General features: G+C 47.5%; 16 protein-coding genes. 14 read left to right on the top strand and 2 right to left on the bottom strand.

The window, feature by feature from the left end; genetic code table 11:
• Positions 1–34: 34 nt before the first annotated feature.
• Positions 35–955 carry a LysR substrate-binding domain-containing protein gene (locus tag ACLBVC_RS05320; protein ID WP_410148636.1) on the top strand — a complete coding sequence of 307 codons (921 nt, stop codon included), beginning with the start codon at positions 35–37 and terminating at the stop codon, positions 953–955.
• Positions 956–1,205: 250 nt separating this feature from the next.
• Here ACLBVC_RS05320 and ACLBVC_RS05315 read toward each other — a convergent pair whose 3' ends face one another.
• On the bottom strand, positions 1,206–1,721 hold the full coding sequence (locus ACLBVC_RS05315; RefSeq protein ID WP_410148635.1) for a fimbrial protein: 516 nt from the start codon (positions 1,719–1,721) through the stop codon (positions 1,206–1,208).
• A gap of 585 nt (positions 1,722–2,306) precedes the next feature.
• On the opposite strand from ACLBVC_RS05315, the gene ACLBVC_RS05310 reads away from it, so the two are divergent.
• From ACLBVC_RS05310 to ACLBVC_RS05250, 13 genes are all read left to right on the top strand, one after another.
• Entirely contained in the window at positions 2,307–2,834 is a 528-nt protein-coding gene (locus tag ACLBVC_RS05310) for a fimbrial protein (protein WP_410148633.1), read from the top strand.
• Between the two features lie 54 nt (positions 2,835–2,888).
• Positions 2,889–3,581 carry a fimbrial biogenesis chaperone gene (locus ACLBVC_RS05305; RefSeq protein WP_410148631.1) on the top strand — a complete coding sequence of 231 codons (693 nt, stop codon included), beginning with the start codon at positions 2,889–2,891 and terminating at the stop codon, positions 3,579–3,581.
• A 103-nt stretch (positions 3,582–3,684) separates the two neighbouring features.
• Positions 3,685–6,333 (top strand): fimbria/pilus outer membrane usher protein, encoded by a 2,649-nt coding sequence (locus tag ACLBVC_RS05300; protein WP_410148629.1) that lies wholly within the window; start codon positions 3,685–3,687, stop codon positions 6,331–6,333.
• Positions 6,334–6,381: 48 nt separating this feature from the next.
• A complete protein-coding gene (locus ACLBVC_RS05295) occupies positions 6,382–6,927 on the top strand; it encodes a fimbrial protein (protein WP_410148628.1) in 546 nt (181 codons plus the stop codon).
• Between the two features lie 23 nt (positions 6,928–6,950).
• Positions 6,951–7,466 carry a fimbrial protein gene (locus ACLBVC_RS05290; RefSeq protein WP_410148626.1) on the top strand — a complete coding sequence of 172 codons (516 nt, stop codon included), beginning with the start codon at positions 6,951–6,953 and terminating at the stop codon, positions 7,464–7,466.
• A gap of 263 nt (positions 7,467–7,729) precedes the next feature.
• Positions 7,730–8,470, top strand: coding sequence for a fimbrial biogenesis chaperone (locus ACLBVC_RS05285; RefSeq protein ID WP_410148624.1), 741 nt, complete (start codon positions 7,730–7,732; stop codon positions 8,468–8,470).
• Positions 8,471–8,502: 32 nt separating this feature from the next.
• Positions 8,503–9,591, top strand: a complete 1,089-nt coding sequence (locus ACLBVC_RS05280) for a fimbrial protein (RefSeq protein ID WP_410148622.1) — start codon at positions 8,503–8,505, stop codon at positions 9,589–9,591.
• A gap of 325 nt (positions 9,592–9,916) precedes the next feature.
• A complete protein-coding gene (umuD, locus tag ACLBVC_RS05275; protein ID WP_410148620.1) occupies positions 9,917–10,354 on the top strand; it encodes a translesion error-prone DNA polymerase V autoproteolytic subunit in 438 nt (145 codons plus the stop codon).
• Positions 10,338–11,603, top strand: coding sequence for a translesion error-prone DNA polymerase V subunit UmuC (gene umuC / locus ACLBVC_RS05270; RefSeq protein WP_410148618.1), 1,266 nt, complete (start codon positions 10,338–10,340; stop codon positions 11,601–11,603). Before umuD ends, umuC begins: the two co-directional genes overlap by 17 nt.
• Before the next feature lie 117 nt (positions 11,604–11,720).
• Positions 11,721–12,086, top strand: a complete 366-nt coding sequence (locus ACLBVC_RS05265; protein ID WP_410148616.1) for a copper resistance protein — start codon at positions 11,721–11,723, stop codon at positions 12,084–12,086.
• Between the two features lie 52 nt (positions 12,087–12,138).
• Positions 12,139–14,184, top strand: a complete 2,046-nt coding sequence (locus ACLBVC_RS05260) for a protein-disulfide reductase DsbD family protein (protein ID WP_410148615.1) — start codon at positions 12,139–12,141, stop codon at positions 14,182–14,184.
• A complete protein-coding gene (locus ACLBVC_RS05255; RefSeq protein WP_410148613.1) occupies positions 14,184–14,768 on the top strand; it encodes a DsbA family protein in 585 nt (194 codons plus the stop codon). The genes ACLBVC_RS05260 and ACLBVC_RS05255 overlap by 1 nt, the downstream gene beginning before the upstream one ends.
• Positions 14,755–15,261 (top strand): protein disulfide oxidoreductase, encoded by a 507-nt coding sequence (locus ACLBVC_RS05250; protein ID WP_410148611.1) that lies wholly within the window; start codon positions 14,755–14,757, stop codon positions 15,259–15,261. The genes ACLBVC_RS05255 and ACLBVC_RS05250 overlap by 14 nt, the downstream gene beginning before the upstream one ends.
• A 68-nt stretch (positions 15,262–15,329) precedes the next feature.
• Here ACLBVC_RS05250 and ACLBVC_RS05245 read toward each other — a convergent pair whose 3' ends face one another.
• A complete protein-coding gene (locus ACLBVC_RS05245; RefSeq protein WP_410148609.1) occupies positions 15,330–16,238 on the bottom strand; it encodes a manganese-dependent inorganic pyrophosphatase in 909 nt (302 codons plus the stop codon).

The raw sequence follows: 16,238 nt of genomic DNA, 5'->3' as shown, positions 1-16,238 counted from the left end.
TAAAATCCGGACAAACTGTACGAGGTTACGCACAATGTCGATGGATATTGCCCTGCTGCACGCAGTGGTTGAAGTGGCGAAAGCCGGTGGATTCCGTGAGGCCGCGCGCGTCACCGGCAGCAATGCCTCCCGGCTCAGTGATGCGGTGCGCCGCGCCGAACAGCAGCTTGGCATCCGGCTTTTTCACCGGACGACCCGCACCGTGGTGCTGACCGAAGCGGGCAGGGCACTGATCGAACGTTTGCAGCCCGCCATGAATGAGGTAAATGCCGCGCTTGACACGCTTAACCGTTATCGCAATACGCCCGGCGGCACGCTGCGACTGAACGTTCCGGTCAGCGCCACGCGGCTGATTTTGCCTGCGCTGGTGCCGGAATTCCTCCGACGTTATCCGGATATTCAGCTGGAAATCATTGCGGAAAGTAATGTGCAGTACGTGTTTCGCGACGGCTGCGACGCCGGTATTCGTTACGACGAACGTCTTGAGCAGGATATGGTGGCGCTTCCTATCGGACCGCGCCGTCAGCGTTACGCGGCGGCGGCGTCCACAGCGTATCTCGACGCGCAGGGCAGGCCGGAACACCCGCGGGATTTGATTGAGCATCGCTGTCTGCGTGGCCGTTATGCCAGCGGCAGCATGCCAGATTGGGAATTTGAGCGCGACGGCGTAAACCTCAGCGTGCAGGTAAGCGGCCCGCTGGTGGTCAGTGTCGGCGGTGCGGTGGATCTGGCCGTGGAAGCCGCCATCGCGGGTGCGGGGATCATCTATCTCTTCGAAGACTGGCTGGAACCCGCGATGACCTGGGGTAAGCTGGAAGCCATCTTGCAACCGTGGTGGCTGTCGTTTTCAGGCCCTTATCTTTATTACAACGATCGTCGCCTGATCCCCGCGCCTTTGCAGGCGTTTATCGATTTTGTCCGCGCCGACAATCTGAAACGGGCGGCGGCCGGTTAAAACCTAAATCCGCTCGCCCTTTAACGCCCATCGGGTATTTCAGTTTGCTCTGAACAGTAAGCGCTGGGAACGAAAACAGATAATGCAATGGAGGAGTGCAATGGGGTGATCCCTGATTATGACGGGATCATATGTAGTCCAGAGTCAGGCTAAGATGTCTAGATTAAAGAATGTAGACATCTCTATAGAAATATTCAGTCCCTGATGATTTGATTATTCAGATATCAAATGACGAGGGTGAAGCATATTTTTATGCCCAGGCAATGGTGACTTCGACAGGCGTAATCACTGTACCCGGCGTTACGGCAGAACCATCCCCATCGTTACGTATGCGAGCTTTTAGCCCAAATGTGCCCGCGTGGGTTCCTGCGTCAATCGCCGTCGAAAAAATCTTACCATTCCCCATATTTGTTGAGGAATAATTACTGACCAATTCAACAATCGCGTGTTTGGCACTGCCGGTGGCATTCGCATAATAATCTACATGGGATACCGGGCCGGTGAAGGTCGCAGTAGCCTTAGTGGTTGAGGCTGGGCAGTTAGTCATATCGAGATTAAATGATATGAAGTTAGATGCTGTACCCGCCGTGGCAAGTTTACTGGCATCGATAGTCGTTCCAAGATCAACATCTTTTACCGCGACGACGGTACAAGGAGAGGCAATCACAGTACCTGTAATATTGATCGTCGAATCGGCAGCCATTGCATGCTGCATGGATAACAAAAGCATTGTTGAAAGCACAAGGCTCAGAGGTTTTATAGCCATTACGTTCATTTCCTATTTATACGAAAAGATAAATTATACTTTTAAAACAGCGAGGAATAACCCGTAACCCGTTAACAAATCCCAATGTCGAGATTGTCGAGTTACTTTTCCGGCTCATCACGAATAGGTAATCGAGCCTGGAATTGGATATTGCGCTTAATGATTTTCACAACGGAATACTAACATTAATAGGTGAATTGATGTGCTTAATTATTCATTCAGGTTTTTATAATTTAACTATTACCTCTTTGTATTCAGGTGTTTATGTGGGGGGTTGGATGGAGCAATAAAAACTCAGCGGAAAAATCTGAGGACAAAAAAAATTATTTGATTATGATAGTTCACGTCGAATGCAAATATGTCAGGGAAATGAATCAGCACTAGCAGTTCTAGATTTAGTAGTAGGTAATAAACTAGAACTAATAGTTGTAAAATCTTGTTGTTACCCGTTGCTAATATGATGTTAATCATTATCAATTCATTTTTTGTATTTAATAAATCGAAATCGAATCATGCCAGTGATTGGCAAAATGGAATGTACCAACACGCACCCAATAAAATGGGTAGTAAATAAAGGAAATATAAATGAACTTAGTAAAATCAGCACTTTTCATGGTCGTTACAGCGGGTCTTTTCTGTTCTGCAGCAAATGCCAGCGATGGAACCGTTAATTTCACCGGTGATATTGTTGATGCTCCTTGCGTTGTATCAGCAGACACACAAAACCAAAATGTTAATCTTGGTCAGGTAAAGTCATCAAACTTTAAGGCAGTGAAAGATACATCTGCTTATAAAGATTTTAAAATTAATTTAGAGGAGTGTTCTACTACAACACTGAAGAACGCTGATATCACCTTCAGAGGAAGCAGTGATACTGATAATAAAGATTTGTTAGGTATTGGTAATCAGTCAGGCGCAGCTAAAGGTGTTGGCATTGAGATTAGCGATGCGGGCACTGCTGCTGTTATTCCAATGAATATTGCAAGTCCTAGCTATGCTCTGAAAGACGGTCAGAACACGTTATATTTCAAAGCACGCTATGTTTCCACATTAGCCACTGTGACACCGGGGCATGCCAGTGCTCAGGCCGATTTCCAGCTCGCCTATAAATAACCTGTAAAATTCGGCATCGACATACTGTTGATGCCGAAAAATGAGAACCAAAAAATGAAATGTAAATTTATTTTAAGTGCACTGTTACTTGCTTTTGCATCACAGACCGCATTCGCTGCGGGGGGGGTGGTATTAGGAACAACACGTGTTGTTTTTGACGCTAAAAATAAAGAAGCAGCATTGACTGTTACCAACAAAACAGAGGGGCAATATTTCCTGATCCAATCCTGGGTTGATGACCAGAATGGTAATAAAAAAGTACCGTTCACCATTACGCCGCCCCTCTTTCGCTTAGATGCGGGTAAAGAGAATATGCTGCGCATTATTAAAACGCCAGGCGACGTCCCTGCAGACAGAGAGTCTGTTTACTGGATTAATGTTAAATCGATCCCACCCGCCCCTGCTGACGGTACATCAAGTAATGTTCTGCAATTAGCCATTAAAACAAAAATTAAGCTTTTCTATCGTCCAACAACGCTTCAAGGCAAAGTTGAAGATGCGCCTGCATCTTTACAGTGGTCTCATAAGGGTAAAGAACTTATCGTAAAAAACTCGTCTGAGTATGCGGTAACGTTAAACACAGTCACTATTGCCGGCAAAGACATTGCAGATGTGAATATGATTTTACCTAAACAAGAAGTTAAGTATGAAGTTCCATTCGGGACAGAGAATAGTAAGGATATAGTATTTACTACCATTACAGATTTCGGTGGTATAACAAAACCTATTACAGCAAGCATTAATTAAGTACCGCATTATGCAATGAGAATCAAAATTCATCATTTATTCTTGTTGCTTGTGTTTAGTTAAACTAAATTAATATTTATTAATTATAATATCATAGAGATAAATGATGGCTGCATTGAAAATATCTACTAAAATTCCTGTTTTAAGTTATGGTTTTTTAGTTAAAAAAGGAATTAGATATTTTACATTAAATGCTTTCGCATTTCTATTTATATCAGGTTCTTGCATGGCCGATCCAGGGTTTAATCCAGCATTTCTTGAAAACATCAATGGAAGTGATGGTGTTGCTGATCTGTCTGCATTTTCTTCCGGTAATGGTGGGCAGCTGCCTGGTCGATATCTGGTAGATATTTATCTAAATGATGAGCGTATTGATCACAGGTATGTCAATTTTGTTACTTCGCCAAAAGTCGATGGAGTTAAAAATAGCGAAGATACATTAATACCTTGTTTTTCAAAAGAAGAGCTGGAAGCTTACGGTGTTAATTTCAAAGATAAATCAGAAGAGACTGCAAAAGATAAAGAGAGTGCAGACTCAGAGTCACCCGCAGATCCACCTGAAAAGAGTAAAGATACTTGTGATCTGGTTTTACAGACAATACCTTCTGCGAAGTCTGAGTTTGATTTTGGTCAGCAAAGACTGACACTCAGTATTCCTCAGGCAATGTTGTCTTACAGCGCCCGTGGCTATGTCGATCCGAAACTCTGGGATGAAGGTATTTCGGCTTTAATGCTGGATTATGATTTTTCCGCAGCGAATGATAAAAACAGAGGGGAGGGTTCTTCCTCTGGCAGTAATGATAATACCTACTATCTCAATTTACGTTCTGGATTTAATTTCGGTGCATGGCGCGCGCGCAACACTTCCGCGTTAAGCAAGACCGGTGAACAAAGAAAATGGCAAAATATTAATAACTATTTGCAACGAAGTATTGTGTCTTTGAAATCTCAATTCGTTATTGGCGATAGCTACTCAACTTCGGACGTTTTCGATGGTGAGCAGTTTCGTGGCGTGCAATTAGCATCAGATGATGAAATGTTACCCGATAGTCTTCAGGGTTTTGCGCCCGTGGTCCGGGGTATTGCCAAAACGAATGCCCAGGTCAGTGTTAGCCAGAACGGTTATGTGATTTATCAGAGCTATGTTTCACCGGGCGCATTTGAAATTACCGATCTCTACCCGAGTGGCAACAGCGGAGACTTAACGGTCGTCATTAAAGAAGATGATGGTAGCCAACAAACCTTTATACAGCCTTATGCTTCGGTTCCTGTACTCCAGCGCGAAGGGCGTACTAAGTACAGCCTGACGGCGGGGCAATATAGAAACGGCTATGGTGGTGATAATCCCATTTTTGGGCAATTCACCTTAATTCATGGTTTTTCGAAAGGTTTAACCTTATATAGTGGTTATCAGGCTAGCGAAAAATATAACGCATTAGCCTTGGGTGTCGGTAAAAACCTCGGGGATATTGGTGCGATTTCGGTTGATGTTACAGAAGCCAAAACGTTGCTTCCCGACTCCGCATCGTCTACCGGCCAGTCTTTCTGCTTTCTTTATGCCAAGTCTTTTGCAGATAGCGGGACTGATTTCCGCTTGCTTGGGTATCGTTATTCAACAAAGGGATTTTATACCCTTCAGGAGTCCGTCGAGCTGAATGATGACAATAATAGCGATGATGATTTCGACATTCGCACACATAAACGTAGCAAAATTGAAGGATCGGTGAACCAGTCACTTCCTGAAACATTCGGTTCCTTTTATTTTTCTGCAAGCATTCAGGATTATTGGGGCGATAACGCCAAAGAACAAACGTTACAATGGGGTTATAGCAATAATTGGCAAGGTATTTCCTATAATATAGCTTTTAGTAATAGCTATATTACAGGGCAAGACAGTGATAAGCAGATTTCTCTGAATGTTTCTTTGCCGTTGGATCGCTGGTTGCGCTCATCCTGGGCTACTTATAATGTTACCCACAATAGCAGAGGGCAAGTCAACCAGCAGGCCGGAATAAGTGGGACTTTACTTGATGATAATAATCTCAACTACAGCGTTTCTCAAAGTTATGGGACTCAAGGGCAGGGAAACTCAGGAAGTTCAAATTTATCCTATCAGGGGAGATATGGTAATTCCAATATCGGATATAGTTATAGTCCCAACTCGAATCGCGTCAATTATGGCCTGAAAGGCGGGGTTGTTGCACACAGCGAAGGTATTACTTTCTCTCAACCTCTCGGTGAAACGGTTGTTTTGGTCTCAGCGCCAGGTGCGGGTGGGACAAAAATAATTAATAACAGTGGTGTTAGTACTAATGATAAAGGGTTCGCGGTTCTTCCTTATGTGACCCCTTACAGGCGAAATACTATTTCTCTTGATGCAACAAGCCTAAATGCAAATGTCGAAATTGAAGAAAGCGCCAAAGATGTTATTCCAACTCGCGGTGCTGTTGTGAAAGCCGGTTTCGTTACGCACATTGGTTTTCGTGTGATGATGACAATTAGTAGGGATAATGGGCACCCACTTCCGTTTGGAGCCATTATTTTGCTTTCAGGAACGGAAGGTGATGTCAATTCAGGTATTGTTGGCGAAGCGGGGGAAGCTTATTTGAGCGGCTTACCGCAAGAGGGAGTATTAAAAGCCCAGTGGGGCAAAGGGGATGACCAATCTTGTTTTATACATTATAAGGTCTCACCTGATAAAGAATCAGAAACTGAAATTTATATGCTTAAAGAAAAATGCACAGCGCATTAAAAATAGATAAGAATTAATATTTATCCTGTAAAACAAAAGTGGAAAAAAATGAAAAAACGTAATGATATGAACAAGTATATTTCTCTCAGACTGGCATCCATCGCTATCTGCGGAACACTGGCATCAACGGCAATGGCTGCTGATTCGACAATAAAATTTACTGCAACTATTATTTCCCCAACCTGCACGATATCTGCAGATTCGAAATCTGTATCAATTCCTCTGGGCGAGGTTCAGGCAAGCACGCTGACAGCTGCTAAATCAGCTTCATCGTGGTCGTCTAACTACACCTTGAATCTTACCGGGTGTCCTAGTATTACGACAAAAGTTAATGCAACGTTCTCTGGAACCGCAGACGCTGACGATACTAATGGTTATATCAATGCAACGACGACGGGTGCAAAAAACGTCAGCGTACAATTAGCCAAAACGGACGGCACGACGTTCCTAAAGAACGGTGCTAAATACGGTGACGTCACTGTTGATAATGGCAACGCTTCCTTTACGGTAAAAGCCCGAATGTACAGCACTAAAGGTTCGGCAACCTTAGGTGCTGTTACCGCGCCTGTTGAAGTCACTTTTACCTTCAGCTGACAGGTAGTAGATGAGAGGTTTAAATGGCTAATAAATATATAGTTTCGCTTTGTTTGTCTTTACTCTCAGCTTCTACCTCTCCTGTTTATGCTTTGAGTGATGCATCCCTGAATATTTCAGCAAATATTGTAGCGTCGCCCTGTATTGTTAATAACAGTACGATTGACGGAAAAGTTGCGCTGGGACGGTTTTTTACGAATCAGCTTCGCAACCCCGGGGATGCGACTCAGTGGGTAAGTTTTTCCTTAGAATTAAACAGTTGCCCGCAACAAACGACAAAAGTGGTGGTTGATTTTAAAGGGGAACCTTACCCTACGAGGGAAAATCTCTTTTCTAATTCAGGGGGGAGTACCCAGGTAGCGATTGAAGTTGCCGATGTACAAGGGGGTGCAATCAGTAACGAATCTACCCGGGAAATAAAGGTTGATGCATTGCATAATGCGATATTACCACTTAAAAGCCGAATGGTTACGCCTGAAGGGAATGCAACATCAGGAAGTGTGTCAGGAACAATAGAAGTATCATTCGCCTACCAATGAATAAAGGCAGTATCTCTGATACTGCCTTTATTCATTGGTAGGGATAATTAATCTTAGATATCATGCATTCAGTAGTTCAAATGCCAGTGGCATTAGTTAATTAAATGTATAATTAAAATTTCTTTAACTCGAGGAATTTCCCATGGAAAACAATGATTTATTATTAATATATAGTCCCCCTTACTGCTGACCTGCAAAAAAATAAAGTTCTAAAATTCGAGTTGCTGATATAATCCATAAAATAAATCCTACAGACTGAATATATGAAAAATCCTCCAGAGTTGGTTTGTTTTTTTAAACAAATAAAAAACAATCACATGTCAGCCAAAAGTGTCAATAAAATAATAGTATTGTTTGTTTTTTATTTTATGATGCTGTTTGCGCCCCTTGTGGCAAAAGCGGGTATCACTTTGGGGGGGACGCGTTTAGTTTATGATGAAAATAAAAAAGCAAACTCAATCGACGTTTTGAATAATGATTCGCAAGACTATCTTATTCAGTCGTGGCCCGATTCTGGGGGGGGGGCTAAACCTGATTTTATTATTACGCCGCCATTATTTAAAATCAAGGCAAGCAGCCAAAGGACCTTGAGAGTGATTTATCATGGTGTCGGCTTGCCGCCAGATAAGGAATCTCTTTTCTGGCTTAACGTGAAAGCCATTCCTTTGACGACCGAAGAGGGCAGCTCTATCCAGGTTGCCGTTAAAACGCGGATAAAAATCCTGTTCCGGCCCAAGAAATTAAAAGAGATGCCAGAGGATGAAGCAAAAAATTTACAATGGAATCTTGTTGGGAATAAATTAACCGTCATTAATCCGACAGCTTATTACATGACGTTTTATTCTGTGACCTTACACAATGTAAAAATACCTGGTCTATCAATGGTTCCACCCCGTTCTGATTACAGTGTGACGCTTAATAAAAATGATGCTCACGGTGATTTAGTTTGGAAGGTAATTAATGACTATGGTGCATCTACTCAGGCTTTTAGTGCGAAAATTTAGCGTATAACATTAAATTAATTATGGGTTTAAAAATGATAATGACCTCTTTGTTTTGTACTCGAAAAGAAAACTGGTTAAGTAATAATTTTATTATCGGTATGCTTTTATTATTTTTTACATACAGTCCTTTGTCTCTGGCTAAAGGGCCAGGGAATTGTCAAAATATTAATGGTGTACCAACGGATTTTCACTTTAATTATGATACGACACTGACCGATCCTCTTCAAAACCAAGCCGGTTTGGTATTCCCAAGTGCTTACACGTGGCTTGTAAGCGGAAATTATCAGGCTATCTGCGATTGGACCGATGAAACCACCGGTGCGACTTATTATTTCAGCGCGGATAGTGGTGGTAATCGTCAAGGTCACAGTGGTAGTGGTGGGGTATGGTATTATCTGGATGCTAATCTGGATTATGCTGCAAGAATTGATGTCTATGATGCCAATACGGGCGGCTTCAAATTGTATAGTGTGCCCTTTACGGACATAGAAAATCATGTAACTCACAACAATACCCCCTCAACAATAATAGATTTAGCTACGGGAGGAACGGGTCAGGTGTCGCTCTATTTTAGTCGGCCATTTGTGGGTAAACATATTATTAAACAGACAACAATTGCAAGATTATATATGAGGCCGGACCGGAGTACTTTTAATGGTAGTCCTATTGCAACTGTCAGTATGTCAGGAACAGTAACTGTTCCGCAATCATGTGAAATAAATGCAGGGCAAGTTATTAATGTCGATTTTGGTAACCTTTACCCAAATAGTTTTCATACTAAAGGTGCCAAACCTGTGGGTTTCTTAGATCGAAAAGTTGATTTCACTTTGCAGTGTTCCAATATTTCAAATGGTGTTTTGGTTTCATTGGAGTTTAATGGCACAGGCATAGCCTCTGATAGCACGGCTTTAAAAACAAGTAATGCAGATATTGCAGTTAGGATCACAGACAGTGCTGGCAACACAATAGGCGTAAATCGTGGAGAAACGCCGGTCAGTTTTGACTACCTAAATCAGCGGGGCACCAGTTCAATCAAACTTTATCCCTTTAATACCACAGGGAATAACCCGCAAGAAGGTACATTCTCCGGGCAAGTTACAGTGGGTGTTGACATTCAATGATGTTTGGACTATTTCCGGCGATATAAATTTTCCTGCGTGGGAACTTATCGTCGTTGAGCGATTTTAACTGCTTAAGTTTGCGAGAGATGATGCCCGATCATTATTGGCGCATCATCGTTTTTTTGTCTGTATTCCGGCAAAACGGTTCATGCCACGGGGCCCATTGGAAGGCAGGGATAAAGAAAAGGAAATTTCTTTCCTGTTAGATCAACGTGATCATTCTTTACGCATTGTAAGGGCATCGTTATCGCCTCTGCAGGCATTGATTTAAGTGTTCCTTTAATTATACTGTATATAAAAACAGTATAATTACGGGAAACCACTCATGATGCTTTACAAAATCGCCGCACGGCAGCAAAAAACGGATATCCCGTTGTATTTAAACCCTATTGCCGCGGGTTTCCCCAGCCCGGCGGCGGACTATGTGGATAAAGGTATCGACCTGGTGGCGCACCTGATTGCGCATCCTTCTTCTACCTATGTGCTTAAAGTCTCCGGCGATTCCATGCGGGACGCGGCGATTATCGATGGCTCAATGTTGCTGGTCGATTTCAGCCTGAAACCGGCTCACAACGATATCGTTGTCGCCAGTCTTGACGGTGAGTTTACGGTGAAACGGCTTATGCTCCATCCGTATCCTCATCTGCGGGCTGAAAACCCGGCTTACTCACCTATTCCGCTGAATGAAGACCGGCAGGTTGAGATTGTCGGCGTTGTCACCACCGTTATCAGCACGATGCATCGCAATGTACGCACTCGCTGATGTGAACTCGTTTTACGCCAGTTGCGAAGTCGCCTGGCGCCCTGACCTGCAAGGAAAACCGGTCGTTGTATTGTCCAATAATGACGGCTGCGTGATCGCGCTTTCGGCGGAAGCGAAGAAGCTCAAAATCAAAATGGGCGCGCCGTATTTCAAACAAAGGGCGCTTTTTCAGCAGCACAACGTGGTGGTGTTCAGCAGCAATTACGAACTTTACGGCGACATGAGCCAGAGAGTGATGGAGACGCTGGGAGAATTATGTCCGAAAATCGAAATATACAGCATCGATGAGGCCTTTCTCGATTTCAGCTGGTTGCCGGGAGATCTCGATTTAGAAAGTTTCGGCAGAGAAATCAGAAACACGGTGAAGCGAAACACCCGGCTTACCATTGGCGTCGGCATTGCGCCGACGAAAACGCTGGCCAAACTGGCTAATTACGCAGCAAAGAAATGGACAAAAAGTCAGGGAGTTATCGATCTCTCTGACCCGATTCGCCAGAAAAAACTGATGTCATATGTACCGGTCGAAGAGGTCTGGGGCGTCGGACGGCGGATATCGAAAAAACTCAACGACGCCGGGATTAAATCGGCGCTCCAGCTTGCCGAATGCGACCTGTGGTTTATCCGAAAGAATTTTAATGTGGTGATGGAACGTACCGTGCGGGAACTGCGTGGCGAGCCTTGCCTGGGTTTCGATGAATTTGCGCCAGCCAACCAAGAAATTGTTTGCTCGCGTTCTTTTAGTATGCGAGTTACGACGTATCAGGTGATGCGTGAAGCCATCTGTTATTACGCCACGCGGGCTTCTGAAAAGCTGCGCGGAGAGCATCAGTTTTGCCGGCAGATTTCCGTATTTGTCAAAACCAGCCCGTTCGCGGAAGGTGAGATTTACTATGGAAATCTGGCGAGTACCCGGCTGATTACACCCACTCAGGACACCCGCGACATTATCTTCGCCGCAACAAAGTGTTTGGATGATGTCTGGAAAGAAGGGCATCGGTATCAGAAAGCGGGTGTGATGTTGGGGGATTTTTTCAGTCAGGGCGTGTCCCAGTTGCACTTATTTGATGAGCGCGCGCCGCGTGCCAACAGCGATGCGCTGATGATGCTTTTTGATGAAATCAATGACAAAGGAAAAGGGACACTGTGGTTCGCCGGGCAGGGGATCTCGCGCGACTGGCAGATGAAGCGCGAGATGTTATCCCCCGCATGGACCACTCGCCTGAGCGATGTGCCGGTGGCGCGTGCGTGATGGCTACGCGAGTCACTCTGTGCAAATTATTGAGCGTAAATTCTTGTAATTCATGATTCATACATCTTGTGAATGTCTGAGTGGCCGTTAGAATGGCGGCCTGCTTGCGAGGAAAATGTGAATAAACAACGGCGTTTAGCGCTGCTCTATTTTTGCCTGGCCTGCCTGGTCATACTGACGTGCATGACACAGCGCATCGCCGGGCTGAATGTGTTGTCAGGTATCCTTCATCAGGAAACGGCGACGGCGCAGGCGTCATCCACGACCTCTGAAATCGCTAAAATTCCCGCTCCCTGCGAGCTCAGCAGCAAATCGCTGCTTTCCGTTCCTCCTCTCCTCTTAGAATTTGCGTTTCTGGCGCTGAGTCTGCTGCTGGCCTTTTTGTCACGCGGCAATATGGCGGCTATCCGTCTGCTTGCGCCGGAGGCTGTCCCTGTGCCGCGCCTGCGGGTGCATTTGCGGCTCTGTGTCTTCCGGGAATAAAAATACGCCTGTTTTTCATCAGGATGTGACTTTTTATTTTTGGAGAAAATCGATGCGAAATTTATTCAGGGTGGCCGCGGGCTGCTTACTGATGCTCTGGCTGCATACCGGATATGCTGCCGACACCGGCTGGCTGGAAAGCCCGCAAAATAGCCACGCGAAAGTGCGCTTACAGGCGCAACCAGCCCCTCTTTCTGAAAAAGAAACCCGGATGTTGGTCTCTGTCAGTCTCGAAAAGGGCTGGAAAACCTACTGGCGATCGCCGGGCGAGGGCGGCATTTCACCGTCAGTCGAATGGCAAAAACCGGTCACGCCGCAACAGGCCACATGGTTCTGGCCGACGCCCGCACGTTTTGATGTCGCGGGCATCACCACCCAGGGCTATCACGATGAAGTCACGCTGCCCGTCACCCTCAGCGGTGAAGTGCCGGGTACAATTGCCGGAACGCTGACACTGCCGGTGTGCAGCAACGTGTGCATTCTCACCGACTACCCTTTTAGTCTGGATCTCCGTTCGTCCGGGGATAACGCGGATTTTGCGCGTCAGTTCGCCGCCGCGATGGGTAAGGTGCCAATTGCTGAAGGTCTGGCGGACAGCGTCACGGCGGGATATCGCCCCGGCGTATTGCAGATCACCGCTCACCGCGAGCAGGGCTGGCAAAATCCGGAGGTCTTTACCGATACGCTGGAAGGCAGTTCTCTGGGTAAACCCGGGGTGAAAGTGGACGGCCAACTGGCGCGGTTCACGTTGCCTGTGACCGACGAATGGGGCGATAAGGCGGCGGATATCACGGGCAAAACGCTGAGTATCGTGTTGTCGGACAACGGTCTGGCGCAGCAAATTCACCTGAAAGTGAACCCGCTTCCGGCCGGCGCGCCGGGCGCGGTCGCACTCTGGCAGGTGGCGCTGATGGCACTGGCCGGGGGTTTCATCCTCAATCTTATGCCCTGCGTTCTGCCGGTGCTGGGCATGAAACTCGGCAGTATTTTGCAGGTGGAACAGCGCAACCGGAAAAGCATTCGCGTACAGTTTCTGGCGTCATCGGGTGGGATCATCACCTCGTTTCTGGCACTGGCATTGCTGATGACGCTCCTCCGTTACAGCAATCAGACGCTGGGCTGGGGCATCCAGTTTCAGAGCCCGTGGTTTATCGGGCTGATGGTGCTGGTCACGGCCGTATTTACCGCCAATCTGCTGGGGCTGTTTGAAATTAATCTGCCCTCAAAGATGACGACACGCCTGGCGACGCATCAGCGTTCCGGTCTCAGCGGACACTTCGGTGAAGGCGCTTTTGCCACGCTGCTGGCGACGCCCTGTTCCGCGCCGTTTCTCGGCACGGCGGTGGCGTTTGCGCTGGCCGCACCGCTGCCGGTTCTGTGGGGACTGTTCCTGATGCTGGGCATCGGCATGAGTCTGCCGTGGCTGATGATTGCCCTGTGGCCGGGGCTGGCGATGTGTCTGCCGCGGCCCGGTCGCTGGATGTTGCGGCTGCGGCTTTTCCTCGGCGTGCTGATGCTGTCGGCCTGTCTCTGGTTGCTCAGCCTGATGCAACACCATTTCTCTGCGCTGATGGTCGCCGTGCTGGGGGGTGCTTTGCTGATGATGCTGTTCGCCTTCTCCCTGCGCCGCTATGGCTTGCGTAATTCGGCGTTAACCACCGGTGCGGGCGCGCTTCTGGCAGGTGCCGTAATCGTCATGGCCTCGCAGTTTTCCGGCACAGGCGGGAAGCCACTGCGCGATGATATTGCCTGGCAACCCTTGTCCGAAGAGGCGATTCAGAGCGCGCTGGCTGCAAAAAAAGTGGTCTTTGTGGATGTGACCGCTGACTGGTGTGTGACCTGTAAAGCCAACAAATACAACGTACTGATGCGCGACGATGTGCAGAAAGCCCTGACGGAAAACGACGTTGTTGCCCTGCGCGGCGACTGGACGTTGCCGTCAAAACCGATCAATGACTTCCTGCAAAAACGCGGCAGCGTCGCCGTGCCGTTTAATCAAATTTATGGTCCGCACATGCCTGCCGGTGAAATCTTATCGCCGTTGCTGACGCGTGATGCCGTATTACAGGGGCTGGAAGATGCCCGTGGAGCCCGATAATGAAAACGTTAATGTTGATTATGATGATGGTGATTTCTCCGGTGGTTCTGGCGATGACGCCGGAGGATACGCTGTTCAATAACCCGGCCTCGCCGTGGTTTGGCGCGAAAAATCCCCGCCTGACCATTGTGTCCTTCACCGATTACAACTGTCCTTACTGCAAGCAGTTTGATCCGATGCTGGAAATGGTCGCGAAAGAAAATCCTGATATTAAAGTGGTGATTAAACTGCTGCCTTTCCGCGGCGCGAGTTCCATTATTGCCGGTCGCGCGGCGATGACGGTCTGGGAGCAGCATCCGGAAAAGTTTCTGGTGGTACATCAGCGGCTGATGTCTAAAAAAGGGCAGCATGATGAAGCCAGTGCGCTCGAGGCGGTGAAATATGCGGGACTCGAACCTATTCGCGTGACGCCCGCCAGTTATCTTGAACTGAAAACCAATATGGAAATCGCCGAGGTATTGGGCATTCAGGGAACGCCTGCGACGATCATTGGCGATCAGCTGATTGCGGGTGCCATCTCCTGGGAGGATTTGCAGAAAGTCGTGAAGGAGCAACTGGCGAAGGTAAAACATGATCAGGCTTAAACGCTGGGCGCGCGAAGGGGCGATTTTCGTCGTGCTGATTTTGGTGGTGATGCTGGGAATGGATTTTCTGCGCGCGCCGCAGGCACCGGCCAGTTTTGGCAGCCAGTCGTTGCAGACCCTCAGCAATCAGTCCGTGACGCTCGGCGAACAAAGTCAGCAGCGCCCGCTGCTGGTCTACTTCTGGGCAACGTGGTGCGGCGTCTGCAAAATGACCACACCTTCAGTTTCCAGGCTGGCAGAAGAAGGGGAGAACGTCCTGACCGTGGCATTGCGTTCAGGAGATAACGCCACGCTGGCGCGTTATCTGAACGGAAAGGGCATTCAGATGCCGGTGGTTAACGATGCCCGCGGCGACTTGTCAGGACAATGGGATATTGGCGTCACCCCGACGTTCGTTATCATTGATAAAGGGCAGGTGATTGCCACCACCACCGGCTGGACTTCTTACTGGGGAATGAAAGCGCGGTTGTGGTGGGCGCACATCCGCACCTGATTTGTCGTTGCTGCTATCGTCCGAAACACAAGGCCTTCACCGTGGTGAAGGCTTTTTTCATTTCATTTTTATTTCGCCCCGGTAGACGCCGCAACAGCCTCGGTCAGCCACGGCAAAATATCTTTTTTTCTGCTGATTACGCCCGGCAAGCACAGGCCCGAGGTTTGAAGCGGATTGTTGTCAGAGAAATACAGCGTGGAATTGCGTTTAAAAATATCGGTAACGGCGACGACGCCAAAATCAAATCCCCCTTGCGCGGTTTGCCGGGCCAGTTCAGCAATGAGGTCCGCCAGCATGTGTTCGACCGACGACACCGATTCCACTTCAATCTGAGAAACCAGAACGGAAAGCGCGTTTAGCCGGTAACTTTTGGCATCGCGCATCAGAAGGCGCGCCGGTGAAAGCCCGCTGATATTGGTTTTTGCGGTGAGCAGCCCTTTTACAAAAACGCCGTAATCCAGACCGGAAAGTTCAGTTAAAGCCTGAGCGGCGGCTTTATCCTGCTCGGTGGTGGTGGAAGAGGTCAGTGCTACCGTATCACTCAGTAATGCGCCCAGCAAAAGCGTGGCCTGCGACGGTGAAATGGGCATGACACTTTCGAAAGAGAAAATTTTCCAGAGGATCGTCGCACAGCATCCGACTGAGCGGATCCAGACATCCGGCGGGTTTTTGGTCATCACCGTGCCGAGCCGGTGGTGGTCAATAATACCGATGATATTGCTGCGCAATAACGATTCCGGCCCCTGTTCCGCATCGGTGAAATCCACCAGCCAGACGTCTTTATCATCCAGCGCACATTCAAGCAACGCAGGTTCACTGACGCCAGCCTGCTGCAAGATAAACGCCGTTTCCGGCGTGATATCGCCCAGACGGAACGGTGCGGCGGGTTTGCCCAGATAGTTAAGCCAGGCGGCGGTGACCAACGCGCTGCAAATGGTGTCACTGTCCGGATTGAGATGGCCAAAAACGTAGATCAT

This window comes from Rahnella selenatireducens, from assembly GCF_046449555.1.
Lineage (GTDB): Bacteria > Pseudomonadota > Gammaproteobacteria > Enterobacterales > Enterobacteriaceae > Rahnella > Rahnella selenatireducens.
Note: the sequence above shows the minus strand (reverse complement) of the source record. Positions and strands in the feature narration are given on the sequence as shown.